Origin of the sequence: Mycobacterium sp. 3519A (assembly GCF_900240945.1) — a bacterium.
Taxonomy (GTDB): Bacteria; Actinomycetota; Actinomycetes; order Mycobacteriales; family Mycobacteriaceae; genus Mycobacterium.
This window is the reverse complement of record NZ_OESG01000013.1, coordinates 1,357,613-1,376,324: the sequence shown is the minus strand read 5'-3', so window position 1 is coordinate 1,376,324 and position 18,712 is coordinate 1,357,613. Positions and strand designations below refer to the sequence as shown.

Sequence of the window (18,712 nt, the reverse complement as noted above, 5' to 3'; positions counted from 1 at the left end):
ATCGCCATTACCGAAGACGGTATGGCGCGAAGCGGATGCGCGAGCCGGGAACGGCTTGCGCCGCCGCGTCCACGGCCCGTTCCGGCACCACACCGATGACCGGGTACCCACCGGTCACGGGACGATCCGCCAGGAACAGCGTCGGCCTACCCCTCGTCGGCACCTGTAACGCGCCCAGCACGACGCCCTCGCTGGCCAGTTCCCCGGTTCTGCGCCGCGGCAGATCCGGCCCATCCAGCCTGATCCCGACGCGATCGGTGTCGGAGGTGACGATGAACTCGCCGCAGGCCAGCCGCGCCAGCGCTGCATCAGTGAACCAGTCGTCTCGCGGACCGAGCAGCAGCGGCAGCCGCAACACGCGTGTGCACATACGCGCAGTCGGCGCGAAATCGACTGCAGGCCAATGATCTTGCGCTTCACCGAATTCCAGGACGTCGCCAGGTTGCAGCGGTGGCGTTCCGAGCTGGGCCATGGTGTCCCAGGACATCGAGCCGAGTACCGCCTGGCCGACGAGTCCGCCCCGTACAGCGACGTAGGTGCGCAACCCGTCGGTTGCCGCGCCGATGGTGACGCTGTCGCCTGCGCGCGCCACGAACGCCGCGTTGGGGCCGCACTGTCGGCCCCCGCAACTGATCGGCGTCGGGGCGCCGGTGACCGCGATCAACGCCGGTTCCGCGACGCGGAACGACATGCGGCCAAGGGTGAGCTCGATGCACGGCGCCCCTGGCTGGTTTCCGACCAGCCGGTTCGCCAGGCCGAACGAGGCTCGGTCGGCGGCACCGGATTGCCCGACCCCGAGATGCGCCAGACCGCGTCGGCCACGGTCTTGCAACAAGGCCAGCACTCCGACCGACTCGACAGTGAGCTTGTTCATCGGCCGACGTCGCGGAACTCGACCACCGCCCCTGGCTGCAACACCGTCGGCGGATCCGCGGCGCTGTCCCACAGCACTGCGTCGGTGTGACCAAGGAGTTGCCAGCCGCCCGGAGACGTCCGCGGGTAGACCGACGCGAAACCGCCCGCGATCGCGACGGCACCCGCGGGCACCCGGATGCGCGCTTCGTCGCGCCGCGGCACACGCAACCGAGGATCGCCGCCCACCAGGTAGGCGAACCCGGGAGCGAATCCGCAGAACGCGACGCGCCACGGCGTTCCGGTGTGCGCGGCCACCACCTCGGCGATGGTGAGCCCGGTCAGTCGCGCGATCTCGGCGAGGTCTGCACCGTCGTAACGCACTTCGATGATGTGGCGTGCTTGATCGGCGACGGATTCGGTTGCCGGCCATACGTTTTCCAGCGCCTCACGCAACGCATCGGCGGTGGTGCGCTCCGAGTCGACCGTCACCAGCAGCGTCGACAGTCCCGGGACGACCTCCTGCACTCCCGGCAGGTTCGCCGCGCGGATCGCCGCGGCCCATCGGTGCACCGACCGGTTGTCATCGAGGTCCAGCAGCCAGCCATGTTCGCCGCAGCGCCTCAGCGCGGGCGCACACGCCGGTTCGCGGATCACCGAATCGGGATCAGCTCGATTCCCGCAGCCTCGAGTGCGGCCCGGGTCTTGCGAGCGATGTCCACGGCGCCGGGGGTGTCGCAGTGCACGAGCAGCGCGTCCGCCTTGACGTCGACCTCGCTGCCGTCGTTGGCGGTGAGGTGGCCTTCCTGCACCATCTGCACTGCGCGCGCCGAGGCGGCGTCGGCGTCGGTAAGCAACGCGTTCGGTTCGAGGCGGGATTGCAGCAGGCCCTCCGGTGTGTAGGCCCGGTCGACGAAGGCCTCGGCCACCATTCTCAGCCCGGCCTCTTCGCCGAGCCGCCACACCTCGGTGCCCGGGGAGGCGAGCAACGGCAGATCCCCGCCGAATTCGACGGTGGCGTCCACCAGAGCCTGGGCATGCTCGGTGTTCTTGGTGACGACGGTCCACAGCGCACCGTGCGCGCGCACGAAATCGACCTTGCCGCCTGCCAATCGGGCGAATACCTCCAGTGCACCCATCTGGTACAGCAGGTCGTCACGCAGGTCGGCGCCCGGCATCGCGATGTACCGGCGGCCGAACCCGTGCAGGTCTCGGTAGCTCACCTGAGCGCCGATGGAGACACCGTTCTTCACCGAAAGCGCGCACGTTCGTCGCATGATGCCGGGGTCGCCGCCGTGGAAACCGCAGGCGATGTTGGCACTGGTGACGATTTCCAGCAGAGCATCGTCATCGCCAAGGCTCCAGCGGCCCAATCCCTCACCGATATCCGTCGTCAACGCTACTTGCGGCATAGTCCGAGTATCCCTGCACGCAGGCCATCCGAATAGCTCCGGTCACTGACGCTGATCCGTCACCGAAACTGCCGAGTCGCCGAATCGCCCGTGCAGCGCTTTGCGCACGGCCCGCACCGACGGGTCGTCCGTCCTGGCCTGCCGCGACAGGGCGACCAGCGTGCGCGACCAACCCGTCTCGAACCGCATCAACATCGCGTTCTCGCGCTCCGGCGGCAGCACCAGCCTCGGCAGGATGCTGGCGGCCGCGCCCTGGCGGACCAGCAGCAGCAGCAGGTCGAGGTCGTAGGACTCGTATTGCACCGCCGGACTGAAACCCAGCCCGAGCAGGTGCTGCACCGCCCACGCGCGAGAGGCGGCACCGACAGGTTCCAGCGCCCACGGCAGTGCGCTGGCCGCCGTCGCGAAGTCGCGCCCCCGCAGCAGCGACGCCGCAACCACGGCCTCCAACGGATCGGAGGCGAGCACCTCGCGATGGAGGTGGCGCGGCAGCGTGCCGGTACCGGCCGGATACTCCTCGCTGACGACCAGGTCGAATTCCCCGCTGACCAGCGCGGGCACGGCGATTTCCGGCTCGGATTCGACGAGTTCGACCCGCAGTCCGGGGTGCCGGCGCTGGCAGTCGAGCAGCGCGGGCACCAGTGTGCGAGCCGCGCTGCCGAACGCCGCGACCCGGCACGTGCCCGTCGGGGGTTCCTCCCCGGAGCGCAGTTCGGCCTGCGCACGTTCCAGCGAGGCGAGTATGTCGGCGCCCCGGTCGGCGAGCCGATGCCCCGCCTCGGTGAGGCGAACACCCCGGCCGATCCTCTCCAGCAGCGGCGCTCCTGCCTCACGCTCGAGAAGCGCAAGCTGCTGCGAGATACCCGACGGGCTCATGTGCAGCGCTTCGGCGACCGCGGCGATCGTGCCGCGGTGGCTCAACTCGACCAGAAAGCGCAGGCGCCGGACGTCCAACATCACCCGATACTAGAAAACCTTCAGTTTCGCTGCCGGGTCGACGGCAGGAATCGGCGGTGTTGCCGTCGCCTCGACATGCCTAGTGTTCGGACCTAGGAGGTGCGCCGTGCTGACGACCGAACCGTTCTTGCTCAACCCGCGGTGGTCCCCGGGAGGTGCCGCCGAGACCCGCCGGACCGACGAGATCCGCCGGTTCCACGAGAGCCTTCCCGACTACGCCGTCACTCGATTGGCATCGCTGCCGTCGCTGGCCGCCGAACTCGACCTGCGCTCGGTACTCGTCAAGGACGAGTCGCTGCGATTGGGGCTACCGGCGTTCAAGATGCTCGGCGCGTCATGGGCGGTACACGTCGCGTTGCGGTCGACCGACCGAACTCGGCCGCGGCTGATCACCGCGACGGACGGCAATCATGGTCGCGCCGTCGCTCGGACGGCCAAACACCTCGGCCTGAGTGCCACCATCGTTGTACCGCAAGGCGTTTCGGACGTCGCGATCGCGCTGATCCGGTCCGAGGGCGCCGACGTGCGCATCGTCGACATGCCGTACGACGACGCGGTGCGCCACGCGGCCGACTTGGCCGACGGCGATCGGGACGCATTGCTCGTCCAGGACACGTCCTGGCCCGGTTACGAGGACGTGCCGCAATGGATCGTCGACGGCTACGCAACCCTGTTCGACGAAGCCGCCGACCAGGCCGCAGCGCTTGGCGCCGACATCGATCTCATCGTGGTACCGGCCGGCGTCGGGTCGCTGGCGCATGCCGCTGTGCTCTTCTCGCGGTCCCGGACGAATTGTCGGGTCGTCGCGGTCGAACCCGACGTGGCCGACTGTGTGCGCGCCAGCCTGGCCGCAGGCGCGCTGGCGTCGGTGCCGACCGGTGAGACGAGCATGGCTGGACTGAACTGCGGCACACCGTCCTACCTCGCGTGGCCAGACCTCGTCACGGGACTGGCGGGCGCGGTCGCCGTCGACGACCGGGCGGCCGCGACCGCCGTGGACGAACTCGCCGCGCACGGCGTCGATGCGGGACCGTGCGGCGCGGCGTCGTTGGCCGGACTGCGGATTCTGGCTGCCGAACCCGCCCGGTCGCATCTGCGCCTTGGTCCGGAATCGTCTGTGCTGCTGCTCAATACGGAGGGATCCGGGTCAGCCTCGTAGCGACCGGACGACCGCGGGAAGCTCCTTCAACGACACGCCCGGCCGGCCGACGTAGACCGTCGACATGCCCATCTCACGCGGGCCCACCACATCGGCCTCCCAGTTGTCGCCGACGAACACCACGTCGGCCGCCGTCGTGCCGTAGCTCTTCAGCGCCGCGTCGAAGATGCCGCGGTGCGGTTTGCGCCAACCGACGTCCACCGACGTGATCACACGGTCGATGGCCCGATGCAGGCCGAAGCGCCGAACCAGGCCCTGGACCAAGCCGGGGGCGTGTGTGTTGCTGACGACGGCCAGCGTGTGATCCGACGCGAGATCGCTCACGCAGTCGACGGCGTGTGCGGCGGGGACCACGCCGGCCGACCAGGCGTCAAGATATTCAGCGATCAATGTCTCGATGGCGTTCGCGGGTAGTGACGGCGAACCGATTGCACGCCAATATCTTCGGGCGACCTGGTACATCGAGAACTCCCGACCCGAACGGGCAGCCTCGGCGTCGAGGGTGTCCCAGGCGTGTTGCCAGTGGGCGTCCGACGCGGCTTCCGACAGGTCCGACTCGGCGCGGCGCGCGAACGCCAACGGCGCGTTGTAGCGCGGAAAAATCGACGGGTCGTAGTCGACGAGGGTGCCGAAGAAGTCGAAGAACACGTACCTGGGGATCTGACTGCACCTCCTTGTGACCAACGTCGCCCGTTATCAAGTTGGAGACACGGTCCACGGTACGAGACGATCAAAGGGTGTGTTTTTCAGCTGGCCGCAATGCGACGGCGACGCCGTGATGGGTCATGGTCGCAGGTGGTGGCTGTTGAGAGCATTCACCAGCAATCCCCTTACCCGGCGTATCGATCGGGTGGAGGGCTGGGCGGTCGGCGTCGCCATGACGGTGGTGATCGGTGCGGTTCCGGTTTCCGTCGACTTCGCGCAGACGATGCAGGCCTCAGAGGCTAAGACGATCGAGGCCGCCGCGGCGACGCGGCATATCGTCGACGCCGTCGCCGTCGCCCCCAGCGAGGCGAAAACCCGGGGCACGGCGACCACGTACTGGGCCCGCCTGCAATGGTTCGACAGATCTGCCACGCACGAGGACACCGTCAAGGTTCCGCATCCCATGAAGGCCGGGGACCGGACTCCGGTCTGGGAGACCGACGCCGGCGATCTCACCGCCGCGCCGCGCACCGCGGCCGATGCCCGGGCGGGCGGCATCGGCGCGGGATTGATGCTGTGGCTGATGGTCGCGGCCCTGACAGGCTGGGCGGTGTCGTTGCTCCGCCGCCTTTTTGACCGCCTGCGATACCGCGGCTGGGACCGCGACATTCAGGTTCTGGTCGGTTACGGCGACGGATCAAACGCACACAACTCGTAGCCGTCACCCGTTGGACTGAATACACCGGTCTGTGATCGCGTTCGGTTTTAGCGGGTAGGCGTAAGCGTCGAACGGGAGACCGATGACACGTGTGTTCAGGGTGGCCGCCGCGTGCCTCGCGCTGGCCGCAGCGGCAACGATCACGATGACCGTCGGCGCCAAGGCCGAACCGAGCACGCCTGCACCACCACTGCCGGTGTTCACCCCGACACCGACCAACTGGGGACCAAACTTCGCGTTCCCCAACAATCTTCATCAGCGGCAGGTCACCGATGCCGACATCACCGCGGAGCGCGAGATGTGTGAATGGTTCAACGCCCAGTTCGACATCCTGATGGATCAGATCAGCACCTTCAACGCCAATCTCGCTGCCGCCCACGATGACTACACCGCACCTGACATACAGCAACAAGCCGACGCAGTCACCGCCAACATCGATCAGTCGGAGGACTATCTCGCCCCTCGGGCTCGGGCGTTCAATCGGGAAGAAGACTGCGATTCCGACAACAACTGCAGTACCTATATCCCGATCTACAAAGGCGATACCTTCGTACACGTCTGGCAGCAACAATCCAACATCAGCACCAGCATCAAGAACCACAACCCCTCGGCGATCAACAACATCTCCATCGGACTGACCAACTTGTACGCCAATGGCATCCGGGGCTCAGGAGTGTGCGCCTGACTTGCCCGACATTGTTGGGATCGGTAGCAAACGCGAAACCGTGTACTCGACGTCAGTCAACGCGCCATACTGGCGCGCAACGAAGGGACTGACGATGAACAGAACCGCACGGCTCGCGTCGACTGTCGTCGCGGCTAGCGCCGTAGCGGCGGCCGGTCTGACGCTCGGTGTGGGTGTGGCACAAGCCGACACCTGGTGTCCGGGACAGGCTCTGCCATTCCCGATGATTCGGTGGGACATGAACATGTGCCACACCTGGTATGCGGTCCCCTCTGGTCAGGGCAACGTGAAAATGGTTGCGCTGAACGGGGATCCGATCGACAGCTGGATTCTTGCGGACGCTCCGGCGCCGGTGTTCGCACCGCCGCCTCCGCCGTCCGGGCCGCCGCCCGGCACACCGTTCTGCAGCCCACGCGGGGCGCTGATCATCATCCCGCCGATCTGCGATGAGATCGGTGTTGATTGGCCGCCCGGCTCGCTGCGGGACTAGTAAAGACCCTGAGCCCGAAGGTCGGTGAGCATGGCCGTGACAGCCGCGATGATGTCGGCGTCGGGGCTGTGGAAGCGTCGACCCAGGGCCTGGAGCGCGGTGTCGATGCGCTGACACAGCGCGCGATAGGCGTCGTGGGCGGCGGCGGGGTAGCCGGCGGCGGTTTCCGAATGGGATTGGTCGGAGTACCAAGCCGATAGGTTGGCCAATTCACGAGAAAGCTCCTTGGCCTGCTCCTGCACCTTCCATACGAGATTGCGGGTGAACTCGAGATCGGGCACGAAGTGCGATTCCCCGTCCTCGGCCAGCCCGACCTCGAGCACGTAATCGATTTGGTAGAGCGCGTCGATCGTGGTTTCCACAGATCCGATCCGGGTGCGCACCTCCATCGGTGGGACGGGAATCGTCAACAGTTGAGTCGACACTTCGGCTCGTGCCCACCGCTCCATATCGCTGGCATGGGCCTGCCAACGCGCGACTTCGGCGTCTGCGGCCTCCCGCGCGGCGGCGATCTCGGCGGCTGCGGCTTCGCGGGCGGCAGCGATGTCAGCGCTCGCTTTCCCTTGCGCCGCAGCCACTTCGGCGGCCGAATCCGAGCGCACCTTCTCCAGTTCGCCGCGCACCCGCTGTACCGCTTCCTCCCCCGTCGCTCGTTCGGCGGTCCGTTCGGTGGTCCGTTCCGCCGCACGGGCCTCCGCGGCTTTGACCTTCTCCTCGGCCGCGGCGACTTCGGCAGCCGTCTGCGCGCGGACCTGTTCGATCTCGGCCTGCAGTTGCTGCACGGTTTTCTCCGCCGCGGCCCGTTCGGTGGTCCGTTCGGTGGTCCGCTCCGCCGCACGGGCCTCCGCGGCTCGGACCTTCTCCTCGGCGGCCGCCACGTCGGCAGCCGCCTGTGCGCGGATCCGTTCGATCTCGGCCTGCAGTTGCTGCCTGGCGCGTTGTTCGGCCTCCCGCTCCGCTGCCCGCTCGGCGTCCTTGCGCGCGGCCTCGGCCTCCACCGCGCGGACCCGCTCACGCGCCGCCGCGGCCATACGCGCGGACTCTGTGGCTTCCTCACGAGCCAGCGAGGCCGACGCCTCGGCGTCCAGCCTGCCCTGATAGGCCTGTCGGGCGTGCTCCTCGGCGACCCGGCGTTGGTGGTCGGCATCGACGAGTTGCATCGGCAGCGACCGGCGCGGCACGGGTGGCCCATTGCGTTGACGATGTTGGACGAGTTCGTGCTCGGTCATGTTCGCCAGTGCGACTGTTTCGGCGCGCGGTTGTATGCCCAACCGCTCGGCGGCCGCGACCGACTCCGCGGCCGCCCGTCGTGTCACTGCCGCCCACCGGTCGGCGTCGAGGTCTTCGATGTGTTGCCTGGTGGTCGTCATCGGCGCCGTCGTCCTCCCCGGCTCTCCGGCACAGGTTCGGAAGTTGTTGCTGCGGAGGGCTTTTCGACGGGTTTGTTGTCATGCTTGCCGTCGGGTGTCGGCGTCTTCGCGATGTCGGATACGGGACCGGCCTGCTGTGCCAGCACCAGCAGCAGCTGCTCCTGGTACACCGCGACGGCCTTGGCGAGCGTCTCATCACCGAGGCGCTCGGCTTCGCGCAGCAGCCCGCCCAGCAGTTCGAGGGTCACCGCGGGTCCGAGGCCAAGGGTGGCGCCCTCGCTGGCGGCCGGTTCGATGCCTGCTGTGTCGACCACCCACTGCCAGCGCTCCCAGGCCAGGGCGTTCGCGGCGTCATCACGTGCCTGCTCCTGGCGGCGTTCTTCCTGCTCACGCTGCTGCTCGAAGCGTAGCCTGGCGCGTCGAGACGCGTAGAGCACGGCACCCGCTGTGATGATCGCCGCCAACAGCGCGACTACGCCGGCGAAGCCAGGCGAGACCACGAAGTCCCGCGCCGGTAGATCCCCTAGAACACCTGCTCGCAGAACATGGTTCACCGTGCCAGTCTCGCATTGCGGCAGCCTGTGCGCCGACGGCAATCCCATCGGCTGTCGCTTGGCAAGCGCTGTGACAAGTCAGCGAGCATCGCGGGTTCCCACCAGTCACTGCGGCAACTTCAGTCACCACAGCTAACACAGCCAACAGCATTGGTTGCGAAAGCAACCTCAGCTTGTCGGAGTAGCTTGCTATGTTTCCTTCTGTGTCGGGGAAGGAAAAACGATGATTCTGAGATTTGCTTGTTACCGCAGCGGTAGTCACTGCTACGACCGTTGGAATGGCACCATTGGCAAACGCAGATGTGAACCCTGGCTGCCAAAATGACTTGTGGGGATTCCTGGGCAGCCAAACGCGCACCATCTGCGACGGGCCGCGGGCCGCCGACGGGAGTTGGATCCGGTATCGCATGGTGTGGGTGCCCGCGCACAACGTGCCACTTCGCACCAGTTGCAGCAGCTACAGCTGCACCACCACCGGCGGCTACTTCCAGGAGGAGCAGGTCTTCGAAAAGGTGAAGTATCCGGTAACCGACGACACCGTGGTCCCCGGTGAACCCGGCTGGCTGCCGCCGACTTACACCGACCCCGGTGGATTCACGCCAATCAACTTCAACTGAAACCTGCTTGGCCGACCTGCGAAACACCGGCTGACCCCAAACTGCCAGAAGCAGGTGGACGGCAGCTGTGCGACCACGAGGCGCTAGGCCAAAGAAACCTATGCGCGCGACCCCACGCGGCACTGCAATCGACGACGATGTACGTATGCCCGTTACGGTGGGACCCTGTTGACGGAACTCTGGGGCACGCTCATCGCGGTCGCGGTCGGCCTTGTCATCTTCTGGGTCGCGCTGCTGATCGCTCTTGCGGCGGCACGGCCGAAGAACATGAGCGTGACGGAGTCGCTACGGCTGCTACCCGACATGGTGGTCCTGCTGCGGCGCCTCGCCGCCGATCCGCAACTGCCGCGCGGTGTCCGGGTCCGTCTGCTCTTGATGCTGCTCTATCTGATCATGCCGATCGACGTCGTACCGGACTTCATCCCCGTCCTCGGCTACGCCGACGACGCGATCGTCGTCGTCGTCGCCCTGCGCTCTGCCGCACGCCGAGCCGGACCCGACGCCCTCGACAAGCACTGGCCCGGCACTCCCGATGGACTGCACGCCGTCCGACGCCTCACCGGCCTACCCGAAGCCTGACACCAATCGTGTTGGCCGTCCTCAGTATTGGTGAACCTCGCAGCCGCAGTACATGTTCCGGCACGTGTAGCAGCCGGGCATGCCCTTACAGCGCGGGCAGCCCGAGCAGTTCACCGGCTCGGTGTGTCGGGCATCGTTGAGGGCCAGGTATGACTCGCCACAGTGGTAGCACGGTGGGCGGGCGGTGTCGCGATCCTGTTCTGAGGCAATGCCATTCGGCCTCACGCCCGGACCACCATCAGGATGGACAACCCCATGAGCACCACGCCGCCGAACAGATCCGTGCGGATCCGCACCTTGCTGGCGGCGAGTCTGCCCAACGTGAAGCCAACTCCGGACATGATCAGGGTGGCCGACCCGCACACCACGGCGACAAGCCACGGCGTCGCGCCCACCACGCCGAGGCTGGCCCCGGCGAAGAGGTTGTCCAGGCTCAGCGGCAACGGCATCCCGAGGATCGCCACCGGATGGTCGAGGTCACCGGCTTCGTCGGTCCGGATGGCGTGGATCACCAGATAGAGCGCATAGGCGCCCAGCGCGGCCGCCCCGATGTACTCCGCCGTGTCGCCGATGCGGTCGCCGACGAGGTTGCCGAGGTAGACACCGATCAGCGGCGCCAATGCGTCAAAGAAGCTGAACACGAAGGCGGCCTGGACGATTCGGCGCCACGGTGGCTTGGTCGTCCCCAGCCCGATGGACGACTGGAGGTTGTCCAAACTGAGCACGAACGCGATCGGGATCAGCGCGAACAGCGAGTTCATGCCCCCACCCCCGGCGCCGCGAGCGACCCCTTGCGGCCCGGATTCGGCCGCGGAATCAGCACGCCGGCCGTACGTTTCGGGTCGTTGGCCTCGGCCACCGCGGCCGCGACGAGCCCGTGGTCGGCGGAGAGGTGGCAGACGGGGTCGGTGCGGGCAGCGTCGCCGGTGAGCGCGAACGCCTGACACCGGCAGCCGCCGAAGTCGATGCTCCTACGTTCGCAACTGCGGCACGGATCCGGCAGCCACTCTTCGCCGCGGAACCGTGTGAACAACGGCGACTCGGCCCAGATCCACTCGAGAGTGTGTTCGCGCACACTGGCCCGAGGCAACTCGTTGCCGCGGACCAGTTCCTGGGCGGCCGGGCACGGTAGCGCATCACCGTTGGGCACCACCGTGAGCTGGCGGCGGGCCCAGCCGTCCATACAGGGCTTGGGGTACCGGCTGTAGTAATCGGGGATGACGTAGATGATCTCCATTCGGTCCCCGAGCCGCTCCTTGGCGGCCAGGACGACCGACTGCGATTGCCGCAGCTGGTCTCTGCTCGGTAGCAACTCGGCTCGGTTGGTCCCCGCCCAGCCGTAGTACTGCGTGTTGGCGAGCTCGATCCGGTCGGCGTCCAGATCCTCGGCCATGTCGAGGATTTCGCCGATCCGGTCGATGTTCATGCGGTGCAGGACGACGTTGAGGGTGAGTGGCCAACCGAGCTTCTTCACCAGCCGCGCGGCCACCAACTTGCGTTCGAACGATGCAGTGCCCGCGATCCGGTCGGACACGGCCTTTTCGTCGGCCTGAATGCTGACCTGCACGTGGTCGAGTCCCGCGTCACGCAGTTGTTCCGCGCGACGGGTGGAGAAGCCCAGCCCACTGGTGATCAGATTCGTGTACAGCCCAAGCTCATTGGCGTACCCCACCAGCTCGACGATGTCGTGACGCTGCATCGGCTCTCCGCCGGAGAGGTGCACCTGCAGCACGCCGAGTTCGGCGGCCTCGACAAGAACCCGATGCCATTCCTGGGTCGTCAACTCATCGCGATACTCGTCGAGCGCAAGCGGATTGGAGCAGTAGGGGCAGTGCAGCGGGCAGGCGTAGGTGAGCTCGGCGAGCAATGCGAACGGTCTATCCATGATTTACCTCCATGCCGTGTTTGGCGACGAGATCTGCCACGAACCGGCCGACTTCCCCGTTGATGCGCGCATCGGCGACCTGGCCGTACCGACTCTGCAGTTCGGACTGGATCTCGGCGACGGTCCGCCGGCCGTCGCACAGCTTTACGATCGCGGCGCCGGTGTCGTTGACGACCCAGACTGTTTCCGGCGACAGCAGCGCGTGTTGTCCGCGCGCCGCGTCATACCTCATCCGGACATGCGGCGCCAGGCGGGGCCGCGCGGAGTCATCGATGTGTGCCATAGGCCTGGTCGATGGCGTCAAGCATGCTCCACAGCACGTCGCACTTGAAGGACAGCGCCGCGAGCGCCGCTGCCTGCGTCTCTTCCGTGGTGCAGTGCTTGCGCACCACTTCGAGACCGTGTTCGGAGTCTTTGGGCGCCTGGGTAATTCGCGACCGGAAGTAGGCGAGCTCGTGAGGGTCGATCCAGGTGTAGTGACGTTCGAATGCCGCAAGCCGGTCGGCCATCAGGTCAGGCGCGAAAAGCTCGGTCAGAGAGGAGGCGACCGCCTCGACCCAGGGCCGGGTCCGCGTGAATGTGACGTAGGCATCGACGGCGAAGCGCACGCCTGGGAGCAGGTGCCGTTCATCCTCGATCTCGTCGCGGGTCAGGCCGACCGCCTCGCCGAGACGCAGCCACGACTCGATCCCTCCGGATCCTTCGGTTGTGCCGTCGTGGTCGATGATGCGCTGGACCCACCGGCGGCGCACCTCCCTGTCCGGGCAACTGCTGAGAATCGCGCCGTCCTTCCGAGGGATGTTCGCCTGGTAATAAAAGCGATTGGCGACCCAACCCCGGATCTCCTCACGACTCGATCCGCCCTCGTTCATCCGCCGATGGAACGGATGCTGGTGGTGGTAGTGCTTGGCGTGCGCACGCAGCGCTTCCTCGAATTCATCGGGCCCCAACGGTTTTGTCATTTCGCTCCTCAAATCTGCAACTCCAGCCCGTCCTTGGCGACCTCCATGCCATGCCGGTCGAGGATCCGCCGCTCCGGAGAATCCTCGAGCAGGATCGGATTGGTGTTGTTGATGTGGATGTAGACCTTGCGGTCGATAGGCAGCGGCGACAACAGCTTCAGGCTGCCGACGGGACCGTCGATCGGCACATGCCCCATATCGCGTGAGGTCTTGCTTGCCAGACCGAGACGAGGCATCTCGTCGTCCCGCCAACAGGTCCCGTCGATCAGCAATACGGAACAGTCGGCCAGTTCGTCGAGCACGTCGGGGGTGAGTTGCTGCACGCACGGCAGGTAGACCAGGCTTCGGCCACTGTGGGTGTCGGTGATGCGATAGCCAACGACTCGGCCATGGGCCGCCGCCGCGGGGAACCGCATCGGCTTGTCGGTGGCAACGTTGAACGCCCGATACGACAACCTATTTGGCCCATCGCCGAGTGGTACCTCGGCACCGGGCAGCACCGGTTGCCACTTCACCGGGCAGTACGCCTCGAGCGTCCTCAGTACCCCGGACCCAGTGGTCAGAGTTTCGTGCACCGATTCGGTTGCATGCACCTCGAGGCCGCGGCCCTCCCGCATCAACAGCAGGCCGAGCGTGTGGTCGAGTTCAGCGTCGGTGAGCAATACCGCCTTCAGCCGGACCACCCGACCATCGTCGGGATGCAGGTCGCCGAAGCTCTCGATCTGTGACTGGATGTCCGGTGAGGCGTTGAACAGGAACCAGTGCTTCCGGTCGGCGCTGACTGCGATCGACGACTGGGAGCGTGGAACAGCGGGCCGCGAACCGGTCCGCACCGCGCGACACCCCGGGCAGGTGCAGTTCCACTGGGGGAACCCTCCGCCCGCTGCCGAGCCCAACACTCGCACCCACACGACAGATCTGTTCCTCCACGGGCCGCCGATGGGGCGTCGGGTCGAAAAACCCGGCGCCCCATCGTGATCGACTAGTTGACGTCGCCCCAAATGGCCGCATAGGCGGTCACTTCGGCGGACACCCGGATCTGCGTGACCGTTGGGGACTCCCACTTCTGCATCGTGCCGTCAGCGTTCTGTCGTTCCATGGTTTCCTCTTTCTTTCGGTTTTCGGATTCAGTCGGGCAGGCAGAATGCGATCAGCGCGCTGCCGTGACCCGCGCCGAGCATGCCGGGGATGATGCCCTCCAACCAGCCACCCCAGCCGACCGGCACCACGACGTACTGCTTGCCGTCGACCATGTAGGTGGACGAACTGCCGTGATGCCCACTGCCGCAGTTGAACTCCCACAGCTTCTCGCCGGTCTGGGCGTGCAATGCGGCGAACTCACCGGTCGGTGTGCCGGCGAACACCACGTCGCCCGCGGTGGCCAGGACCGACGCGGCCATCGGGTAGTCGAGCCGCCAACGCCACTTCTCCTCACCGTGCGAGTCGAAAGCGCTGACCGAACCGGCCATGTCGTCGATGTCCACCTGGACCGCGGCACCCCAGTACGGGATGCCTTCCCGGAATTCGCGGCGACGACGGGTGGCGGTGGCGCCCACGTCGGCGACGGGGACGTAGAACATGTCCGTCTTCGGGCTGTAGGCCGCGTGCGTCCACTCTTTCGCGCCAGCCGGGCCGGGGTAGAAGTGGACGGGCTCGCCCTCCTTGTCCGGGTACTTGCGCGGAGTCACCTTGCCGTCGCGGGTGATAACGCCCCAGTCGATCCGGTCCACGAAGGGTGTGACGTGCTGCAGCTCACCGTTGGTGCGGTCCAGCACGAAGAAGTAGCCGTTCTTGTCGAAGTGTCCGAGCAGCTTCTTGCCGTCGCGTTCGAACAGCGTCATCTCCATCGTGGAGTCGTAGTCCCACAGGTCGTGCGGCGTGAACTGGTAGTGCCACTTGATCTCACCGGTGTCGACGTCGAGCGCGACGACGCTGTCGGTGTAGAGGTTGTCGCCCTCCCGCACGGCACCGTCGAAGTCGGGGGCCGGGTTGCCGGTGCCCGCGTAGTACAGGTTCGTCTCGGGGTCGTACGTGCCGGTGACCCAGTGGTTGGCGCCACCGCGGGCCCATGCCTCACCATCGGCGGGCCAGGTCTCCGAGCCCGGCTCGCCCGGCTTCGGCACGGTGTAGGTCCGCCACAGGTGCTCGCCGGTGTTGAGGTCCCAGCAGTCGATGTGGCCACGCACACCGAACTCGCCGCCGGCACTGCCGGTGATGAGCGTGTTCTTGACGACCAGGGGAGCAAGAGAGGCGCTCTCCCCCGCACGCACGTCGCCGATCGTCTTCTCCCAGACCTTCTCTCCGGTCGAGGCGTTCAGCGCGATCAGGTGCGCGTTGGGCGTCACGAAGTAGACGTTGCCGTTGGCGACCGCGCAGCCACGGTTGACGTTGCCGCAGCAGAGCGACACGTCGAACGGCACCGCGTGCTTGTAACGCCAGAGCTGCTGGCCGGTCTTGGCGTCGAGCGCCCAGAACCAGCCGTCCCAGCCGGTGACGAACATGACGCCGTCGACCACGATCGGAGTGGTCTCGAACGCATAGGTCGACGCACCCGCCATGTGCCCGGAGGCGCCGGCCTGGAAGACCCACGCCGGACCGATGCGTTTGACGTTCTCGGTGTTGATCTGGTCAAGCAGGCTGTAGCGCTTACCGTCGTAGGCACCGTAGTAGGTGAGCCAGTTGTGGGACTCCGACCGCGCGTTGAGCAGACGCTCGTAGTTGACGTCGGTCACCACCGCGGGTGCACTGTTGGGGATGGGGCTCAGCGCCGACTGGTTGATCGCCTCGCCGGCGTCTACGTATTCGATTGTCATCCTTGGTTTTCCTCCTACGGACGCGGCTGATCGGGACGATCGAGACGGGCTTCCGGCGGCACCTCGCCGAGCACGACGATGGCGGCAGTCAGTCCCCGGCCTTCGTCATTGCCGCCGGGTGAGCTGTACCAGTAGTAGCCCGGGCCATCCAGGTTCAGCTTCGCGCGGCCCTTCGAGTGGTTGAGCAGCCAGAGGAACTTCCGGTCACCGTTGCTCGGGAACAATGCCGCGTGCGTGTTCTTGTCGTCGTTGATGACCGTAAGCTCGAGATCACCACCGTGCGGCATGACCAGAATCGCAGGATCCCAGGCGATTTCGTCCTCCTTGATCCGGATCGTGGCCTCCATGGTGCCGTCGGCCCGCTCGGTGGCTTCAGCTATGGAGCCAGTACCCAGAACGCGGCCAAGGGCCGCGTGGTTCTGTTTATCCAAGCCGAGCTCACGCAGTAGGTCGGCTCGTTCCTCAGCGATCGTCATTGGATCTGACCTCCTTCTCAGAGACATCTCCCCGTGGTGTGCGAAAGCCATTCAGCGACGTATTTGATTGGCTGCGTTCGCTTTCACTCCCTTTGCACCTTCGGGAATGTTGGGGTGGACTAACTATTCAGGTTCTGATTTGTTGCGAAATCCTAGACATCACAGAGCAATTCGCTGGCTCGGGAGTCTGGTTCGAGCCTGCGACATTGAATACCTTATGCCGGTTGATCTTGTGCGTACAGGCATGACCGCCAGACCGTCACACGGTGCCGTTCATCCGTCGAAATGCGCCGCTCGTACTCAGGCGTGACCGAACATGTCGAGGTTCATCACCTTGTCCCACGCTGACGCGAAATCGCGGACGAACTTCTCCCCGGCGTCCTGGCATGCGTAGACCTCCGAGATTGCCCGGAGTTCGCAGTCAGCGCCGAACACAAGGTCGACGCGACTGGCAGTCCATTTGACCTCGCCGGTGCGCCGATCGCGGCCTTCGTAGGTCGCCGTCTCGGCGTAGTCCGCCCCGGGTACCCATTCGGTTTCCGAATCGAGGAGGTTGATGAAGAAGGCGTTGGTCAGCGCGCCCGGTGTCGTGGTGAGCACGCCCAACGCGGATTGCCCGTGGTTGGCGCCGAGCGCACGCAGACCGCCCACCAGCACTGTCATTTCTCGTGCGGTGAGGGTCAGTTGGCTCGCGCGGTCGATGAGCAGGTGTTCCGGCGCCAGCCGCGTGCCTTCGCGGACGTAGTTGCGGAATGCGTCTGCGATCGGCTCCAACGAAGCGAACCATTCGACGTCGGTCCACTCCTGCGTTGCGTCCGCACGTCCAGGCCGGAAGGGGACCTCGATGACGTGACCGGCCCTGGCGGCCGCCTGTTCGACCGCGGCGCACCCACCGAGCACGATCAGATCGGCCAGCGAGATCAACTTGGCGCCCCGCTGAGAGTCGTTGAAGCGCTTCTGGATTCCCTCCATCGTCGCCAGCGCCGGTACGAGCGTCGCTGGATCGTTGACCGGCCAGTTTCGCTGTGGTTCCAGACGGATGCGCGCTCCGTTGGCCCCACCGCGCTTGTCGCTGTTGCGGAACGTCGACGCCGACGCCCACGCCGTGAAGACGAGCTGCGCTACCGAAAGACCCGAATCGAGCAGCTGGGCCTTGAGCTCACCGATGTCGTCGGCGTCGACGAACTCGTGGTCGATCTCCGGCACCGGGTCCTGCCAGATCAGTCGTTCGGTCGGGACCAGCGGCCCCAGGTAGCGCTGGATCGGGCCCATATCGATGTGCGTGAGCTTGAACCAGGCCCGTGCGAATGCGCCCGCCAGCTGGTCCGGATTGTCCAAAAAGCGCCGCGCGATGGCCTCGTAAACCGGATCCTCTTGTAACGCAAGGTCGGTGGTGAGCATCGTCGGGGCATGGGTCTTGCCGGGGTCGTGGGCGTCCGGAACGGTGCCGGCCCCTGCACCGTCGCTCGGCACCCACTGCCACAGCCCGGCGGGGCTGAGCGCCACCTCCCACGTGTATGCGAACAGCGTCTCGAGGAAGGTGTTGTCCCACTTTGTCGGGGTCGGCGTCCAGGTGCCGTCGAGCCCGCTGGTGATGGTGTCGGCAGCGTTGCCGGTACCGAACCGGTTTGTCCAGCCGAGGCCCTGCGCTTCCAGCGGCGCGCCTTCGGGTTCGGGACCCAGCCACCTACTGGGGTCGGCCACACCGTGGCTCTTGCCGAACGTGTGCCCGCCCGCGATCAGCGCGACGGTCTCCTCGTCGGTCATCCCCATCCGGCGAAATGTCTGACGAATGTCACGCGCGGCGGCCCTCGGGTCCGGCACGGTGGCCGGCCCCTGCGGATCGACGTAGATCAACCCCATCTCGGTGGCCGCCAGCGGATCCTCCAAATCCCTGACGCCACTGTGGCGTTCGTCGGCAAGCCAGCTGTCTTCCGGACCCCAGTAGGTCTCGTCGGCCTCCCACACGTCCACCCGGCCACCAGCGAATCCGAACGTCGTGAAGCCCATCGATTCCAGCGCGCGGTTGCCCGCGAAAACCATCAGGTCCGACCAGGAGATCTTGCGCCCGTACTTCTGCTTCACCGGCCACAGCAACCGGCGTGCCTTGTCCAGGTTCCGGTTGTCCGGCCAACTGTTCAACGGCGCGAAACGCTGCATGCCCGCGCTGGCGCCTCCTCGACCGTCACCGACGCGGTAAGTGCCTGCGCAGTGCCAGGCCATCCGCAGCACGAGTGGTCCGTAGTGGCCGAAATCGGCGGGCCACCAATCCTGCGTGGTGGTCAGGACCTCGTCCACGTCGCGGGCGAGTTGGTCGAGATCAAGTGAGGAGAACTCCTTGGCGTAGTCGAAGTCCTCGCCCCACGGATCCGCGGCGCGGCCGGGCTGAGCCAGGATCCTCAGGTTGAGCCGGTCGGGCCACCAATCGGGTTGGTCGCCAGTCGCCGCCGGTTTCTTGCGCCGCCTCAACACTCCGACGGTCTGGTCATATGTCCTGTCGACGTAAGTGTCGGGATTCCCCGGCATAGCACTCCTCCC

22 protein-coding genes are annotated in these 18,712 nt (G+C 66.3%); 6 read left to right on the top strand and 16 right to left on the bottom strand.

What is annotated here, in order from left to right:
• Positions 1 to 7 precede the first annotated feature (7 nt).
• The 4 genes from C1A30_RS14560 to C1A30_RS14545 are packed head-to-tail and all read right to left on the bottom strand — an operon-like array spanning position 8 to position 3,221.
• Positions 8 to 874 carry a biotin-dependent carboxyltransferase family protein gene (locus C1A30_RS14560; protein ID WP_101948964.1) on the bottom strand — a complete coding sequence of 289 codons (867 nt, stop codon included), beginning with the start codon at positions 872 to 874 and terminating at the stop codon, positions 8 to 10.
• On the bottom strand, positions 871 to 1,509 hold the full coding sequence (locus C1A30_RS14555) for an allophanate hydrolase subunit 1 (protein ID WP_235009906.1): 639 nt from the start codon (positions 1,507 to 1,509) through the stop codon (positions 871 to 873). The genes C1A30_RS14560 and C1A30_RS14555 overlap by 4 nt, the downstream gene beginning before the upstream one ends.
• Complete coding sequence (locus tag C1A30_RS14550; RefSeq protein WP_101948963.1) at positions 1,506 to 2,264, bottom strand: LamB/YcsF family protein; 759 nt, start codon at positions 2,262 to 2,264, stop codon at positions 1,506 to 1,508. The genes C1A30_RS14555 and C1A30_RS14550 overlap by 4 nt, the downstream gene beginning before the upstream one ends.
• Before the next feature lie 42 nt (positions 2,265 to 2,306).
• Positions 2,307 to 3,221, bottom strand: coding sequence for a LysR family transcriptional regulator (locus C1A30_RS14545; RefSeq protein ID WP_142392612.1), 915 nt, complete (start codon positions 3,219 to 3,221; stop codon positions 2,307 to 2,309).
• A gap of 106 nt (positions 3,222 to 3,327) precedes the next feature.
• On the opposite strand from C1A30_RS14545, the gene C1A30_RS14540 reads away from it, so the two are divergent.
• A complete protein-coding gene (locus C1A30_RS14540; RefSeq protein ID WP_235009904.1) occupies positions 3,328 to 4,380 on the top strand; it encodes a pyridoxal-phosphate dependent enzyme in 1,053 nt (350 codons plus the stop codon).
• On the opposite strand, the gene C1A30_RS14535 is transcribed toward C1A30_RS14540, so the two are convergent.
• The gene (locus C1A30_RS14535; RefSeq protein ID WP_160112746.1) at positions 4,369 to 5,028 is read right to left on the bottom strand and encodes an HAD family hydrolase; all 660 of its coding nucleotides are present in this window, start codon (positions 5,026 to 5,028) and stop codon (positions 4,369 to 4,371) included. The two genes, C1A30_RS14540 and C1A30_RS14535, sit on opposite strands and share 12 nt — an antisense overlap.
• A gap of 28 nt (positions 5,029 to 5,056) precedes the next feature.
• Here C1A30_RS14535 and C1A30_RS14530 point away from each other — a divergent pair, with 28 nt between their 5' ends.
• From C1A30_RS14530 to C1A30_RS14520, 3 genes are all read left to right on the top strand, one after another.
• Positions 5,057 to 5,743 (top strand): hypothetical protein, encoded by a 687-nt coding sequence (locus tag C1A30_RS14530; protein ID WP_142392611.1) that lies wholly within the window; start codon positions 5,057 to 5,059, stop codon positions 5,741 to 5,743.
• Positions 5,744 to 5,825: 82 nt separating this feature from the next.
• Complete coding sequence (locus C1A30_RS14525; RefSeq protein WP_101948959.1) at positions 5,826 to 6,428, top strand: hypothetical protein; 603 nt, start codon at positions 5,826 to 5,828, stop codon at positions 6,426 to 6,428.
• A 94-nt stretch (positions 6,429 to 6,522) separates the two neighbouring features.
• Entirely contained in the window at positions 6,523 to 6,918 is a 396-nt protein-coding gene (locus C1A30_RS14520) for a hypothetical protein (protein ID WP_142392609.1), read from the top strand.
• Here the strand turns inward: C1A30_RS14520 and C1A30_RS14515 are convergent.
• Together C1A30_RS14515 and C1A30_RS14510 are read right to left on the bottom strand one after the other, a co-directional pair.
• Complete coding sequence (locus C1A30_RS14515) at positions 6,915 to 8,288, bottom strand: hypothetical protein (RefSeq protein ID WP_101948957.1); 1,374 nt, start codon at positions 8,286 to 8,288, stop codon at positions 6,915 to 6,917. The two genes, C1A30_RS14520 and C1A30_RS14515, sit on opposite strands and share 4 nt — an antisense overlap.
• A complete protein-coding gene (locus C1A30_RS14510) occupies positions 8,285 to 8,842 on the bottom strand; it encodes a hypothetical protein (RefSeq protein WP_235009902.1) in 558 nt (185 codons plus the stop codon). Before C1A30_RS14510 ends, C1A30_RS14515 begins: the two co-directional genes overlap by 4 nt.
• A 278-nt stretch (positions 8,843 to 9,120) precedes the next feature.
• On the opposite strand from C1A30_RS14510, the gene C1A30_RS14505 reads away from it, so the two are divergent.
• Entirely contained in the window at positions 9,121 to 9,459 is a 339-nt protein-coding gene (locus C1A30_RS14505) for a hypothetical protein (RefSeq protein ID WP_101948956.1), read from the top strand.
• A gap of 168 nt (positions 9,460 to 9,627) precedes the next feature.
• Positions 9,628 to 10,038: a YkvA family protein gene (locus C1A30_RS14500; RefSeq protein WP_101948955.1), complete on the top strand. Its 411-nt coding sequence runs from the start codon at positions 9,628 to 9,630 to the stop codon at positions 10,036 to 10,038.
• A gap of 221 nt (positions 10,039 to 10,259) precedes the next feature.
• Here the strand turns inward: C1A30_RS14500 and C1A30_RS14490 are convergent, their stop codons facing one another.
• From C1A30_RS14490 to katG, 9 genes are all read right to left on the bottom strand, one after another.
• Positions 10,260 to 10,799 (bottom strand): manganese efflux pump, encoded by a 540-nt coding sequence (locus C1A30_RS14490; RefSeq protein WP_101948954.1) that lies wholly within the window; start codon positions 10,797 to 10,799, stop codon positions 10,260 to 10,262.
• Positions 10,796 to 11,923: a pyrroloquinoline quinone biosynthesis protein PqqE gene (gene pqqE / locus C1A30_RS14485; protein WP_101948953.1), complete on the bottom strand. Its 1,128-nt coding sequence runs from the start codon at positions 11,921 to 11,923 to the stop codon at positions 10,796 to 10,798. The genes C1A30_RS14490 and pqqE overlap by 4 nt, the downstream gene beginning before the upstream one ends.
• Positions 11,916 to 12,206 carry a pyrroloquinoline quinone biosynthesis peptide chaperone PqqD gene (gene pqqD / locus C1A30_RS14480; protein WP_101948952.1) on the bottom strand — a complete coding sequence of 97 codons (291 nt, stop codon included), beginning with the start codon at positions 12,204 to 12,206 and terminating at the stop codon, positions 11,916 to 11,918. The genes pqqE and pqqD overlap by 8 nt, the downstream gene beginning before the upstream one ends.
• Positions 12,190 to 12,873, bottom strand: a complete 684-nt coding sequence (pqqC, locus tag C1A30_RS14475) for a pyrroloquinoline-quinone synthase PqqC (protein WP_235009900.1) — start codon at positions 12,871 to 12,873, stop codon at positions 12,190 to 12,192. Before pqqC ends, pqqD begins: the two co-directional genes overlap by 17 nt.
• Before the next feature lie 20 nt (positions 12,874 to 12,893).
• Positions 12,894 to 13,784, bottom strand: a complete 891-nt coding sequence (pqqB, locus tag C1A30_RS14470; protein WP_235010071.1) for a pyrroloquinoline quinone biosynthesis protein PqqB — start codon at positions 13,782 to 13,784, stop codon at positions 12,894 to 12,896.
• Between the two features lie 83 nt (positions 13,785 to 13,867).
• On the bottom strand, positions 13,868 to 13,984 hold the full coding sequence (pqqA, locus tag C1A30_RS14465; protein WP_101948949.1) for a pyrroloquinoline quinone precursor peptide PqqA: 117 nt from the start codon (positions 13,982 to 13,984) through the stop codon (positions 13,868 to 13,870).
• Positions 13,985 to 14,012: 28 nt separating this feature from the next.
• Positions 14,013 to 15,698 (bottom strand): PQQ-dependent dehydrogenase, methanol/ethanol family, encoded by a 1,686-nt coding sequence (locus C1A30_RS14460; protein ID WP_101948948.1) that lies wholly within the window; start codon positions 15,696 to 15,698, stop codon positions 14,013 to 14,015.
• Positions 15,699 to 15,712: 14 nt separating this feature from the next.
• Positions 15,713 to 16,174, bottom strand: a complete 462-nt coding sequence (locus tag C1A30_RS14455) for an MSMEG_3727 family PQQ-associated protein (RefSeq protein ID WP_101948947.1) — start codon at positions 16,172 to 16,174, stop codon at positions 15,713 to 15,715.
• A 300-nt stretch (positions 16,175 to 16,474) separates the two neighbouring features.
• Positions 16,475 to 18,700 carry a catalase/peroxidase HPI gene (katG, locus tag C1A30_RS14450; protein WP_101948946.1) on the bottom strand — a complete coding sequence of 742 codons (2,226 nt, stop codon included), beginning with the start codon at positions 18,698 to 18,700 and terminating at the stop codon, positions 16,475 to 16,477.
• Positions 18,701 to 18,712: the final 12 nt, after the last annotated feature.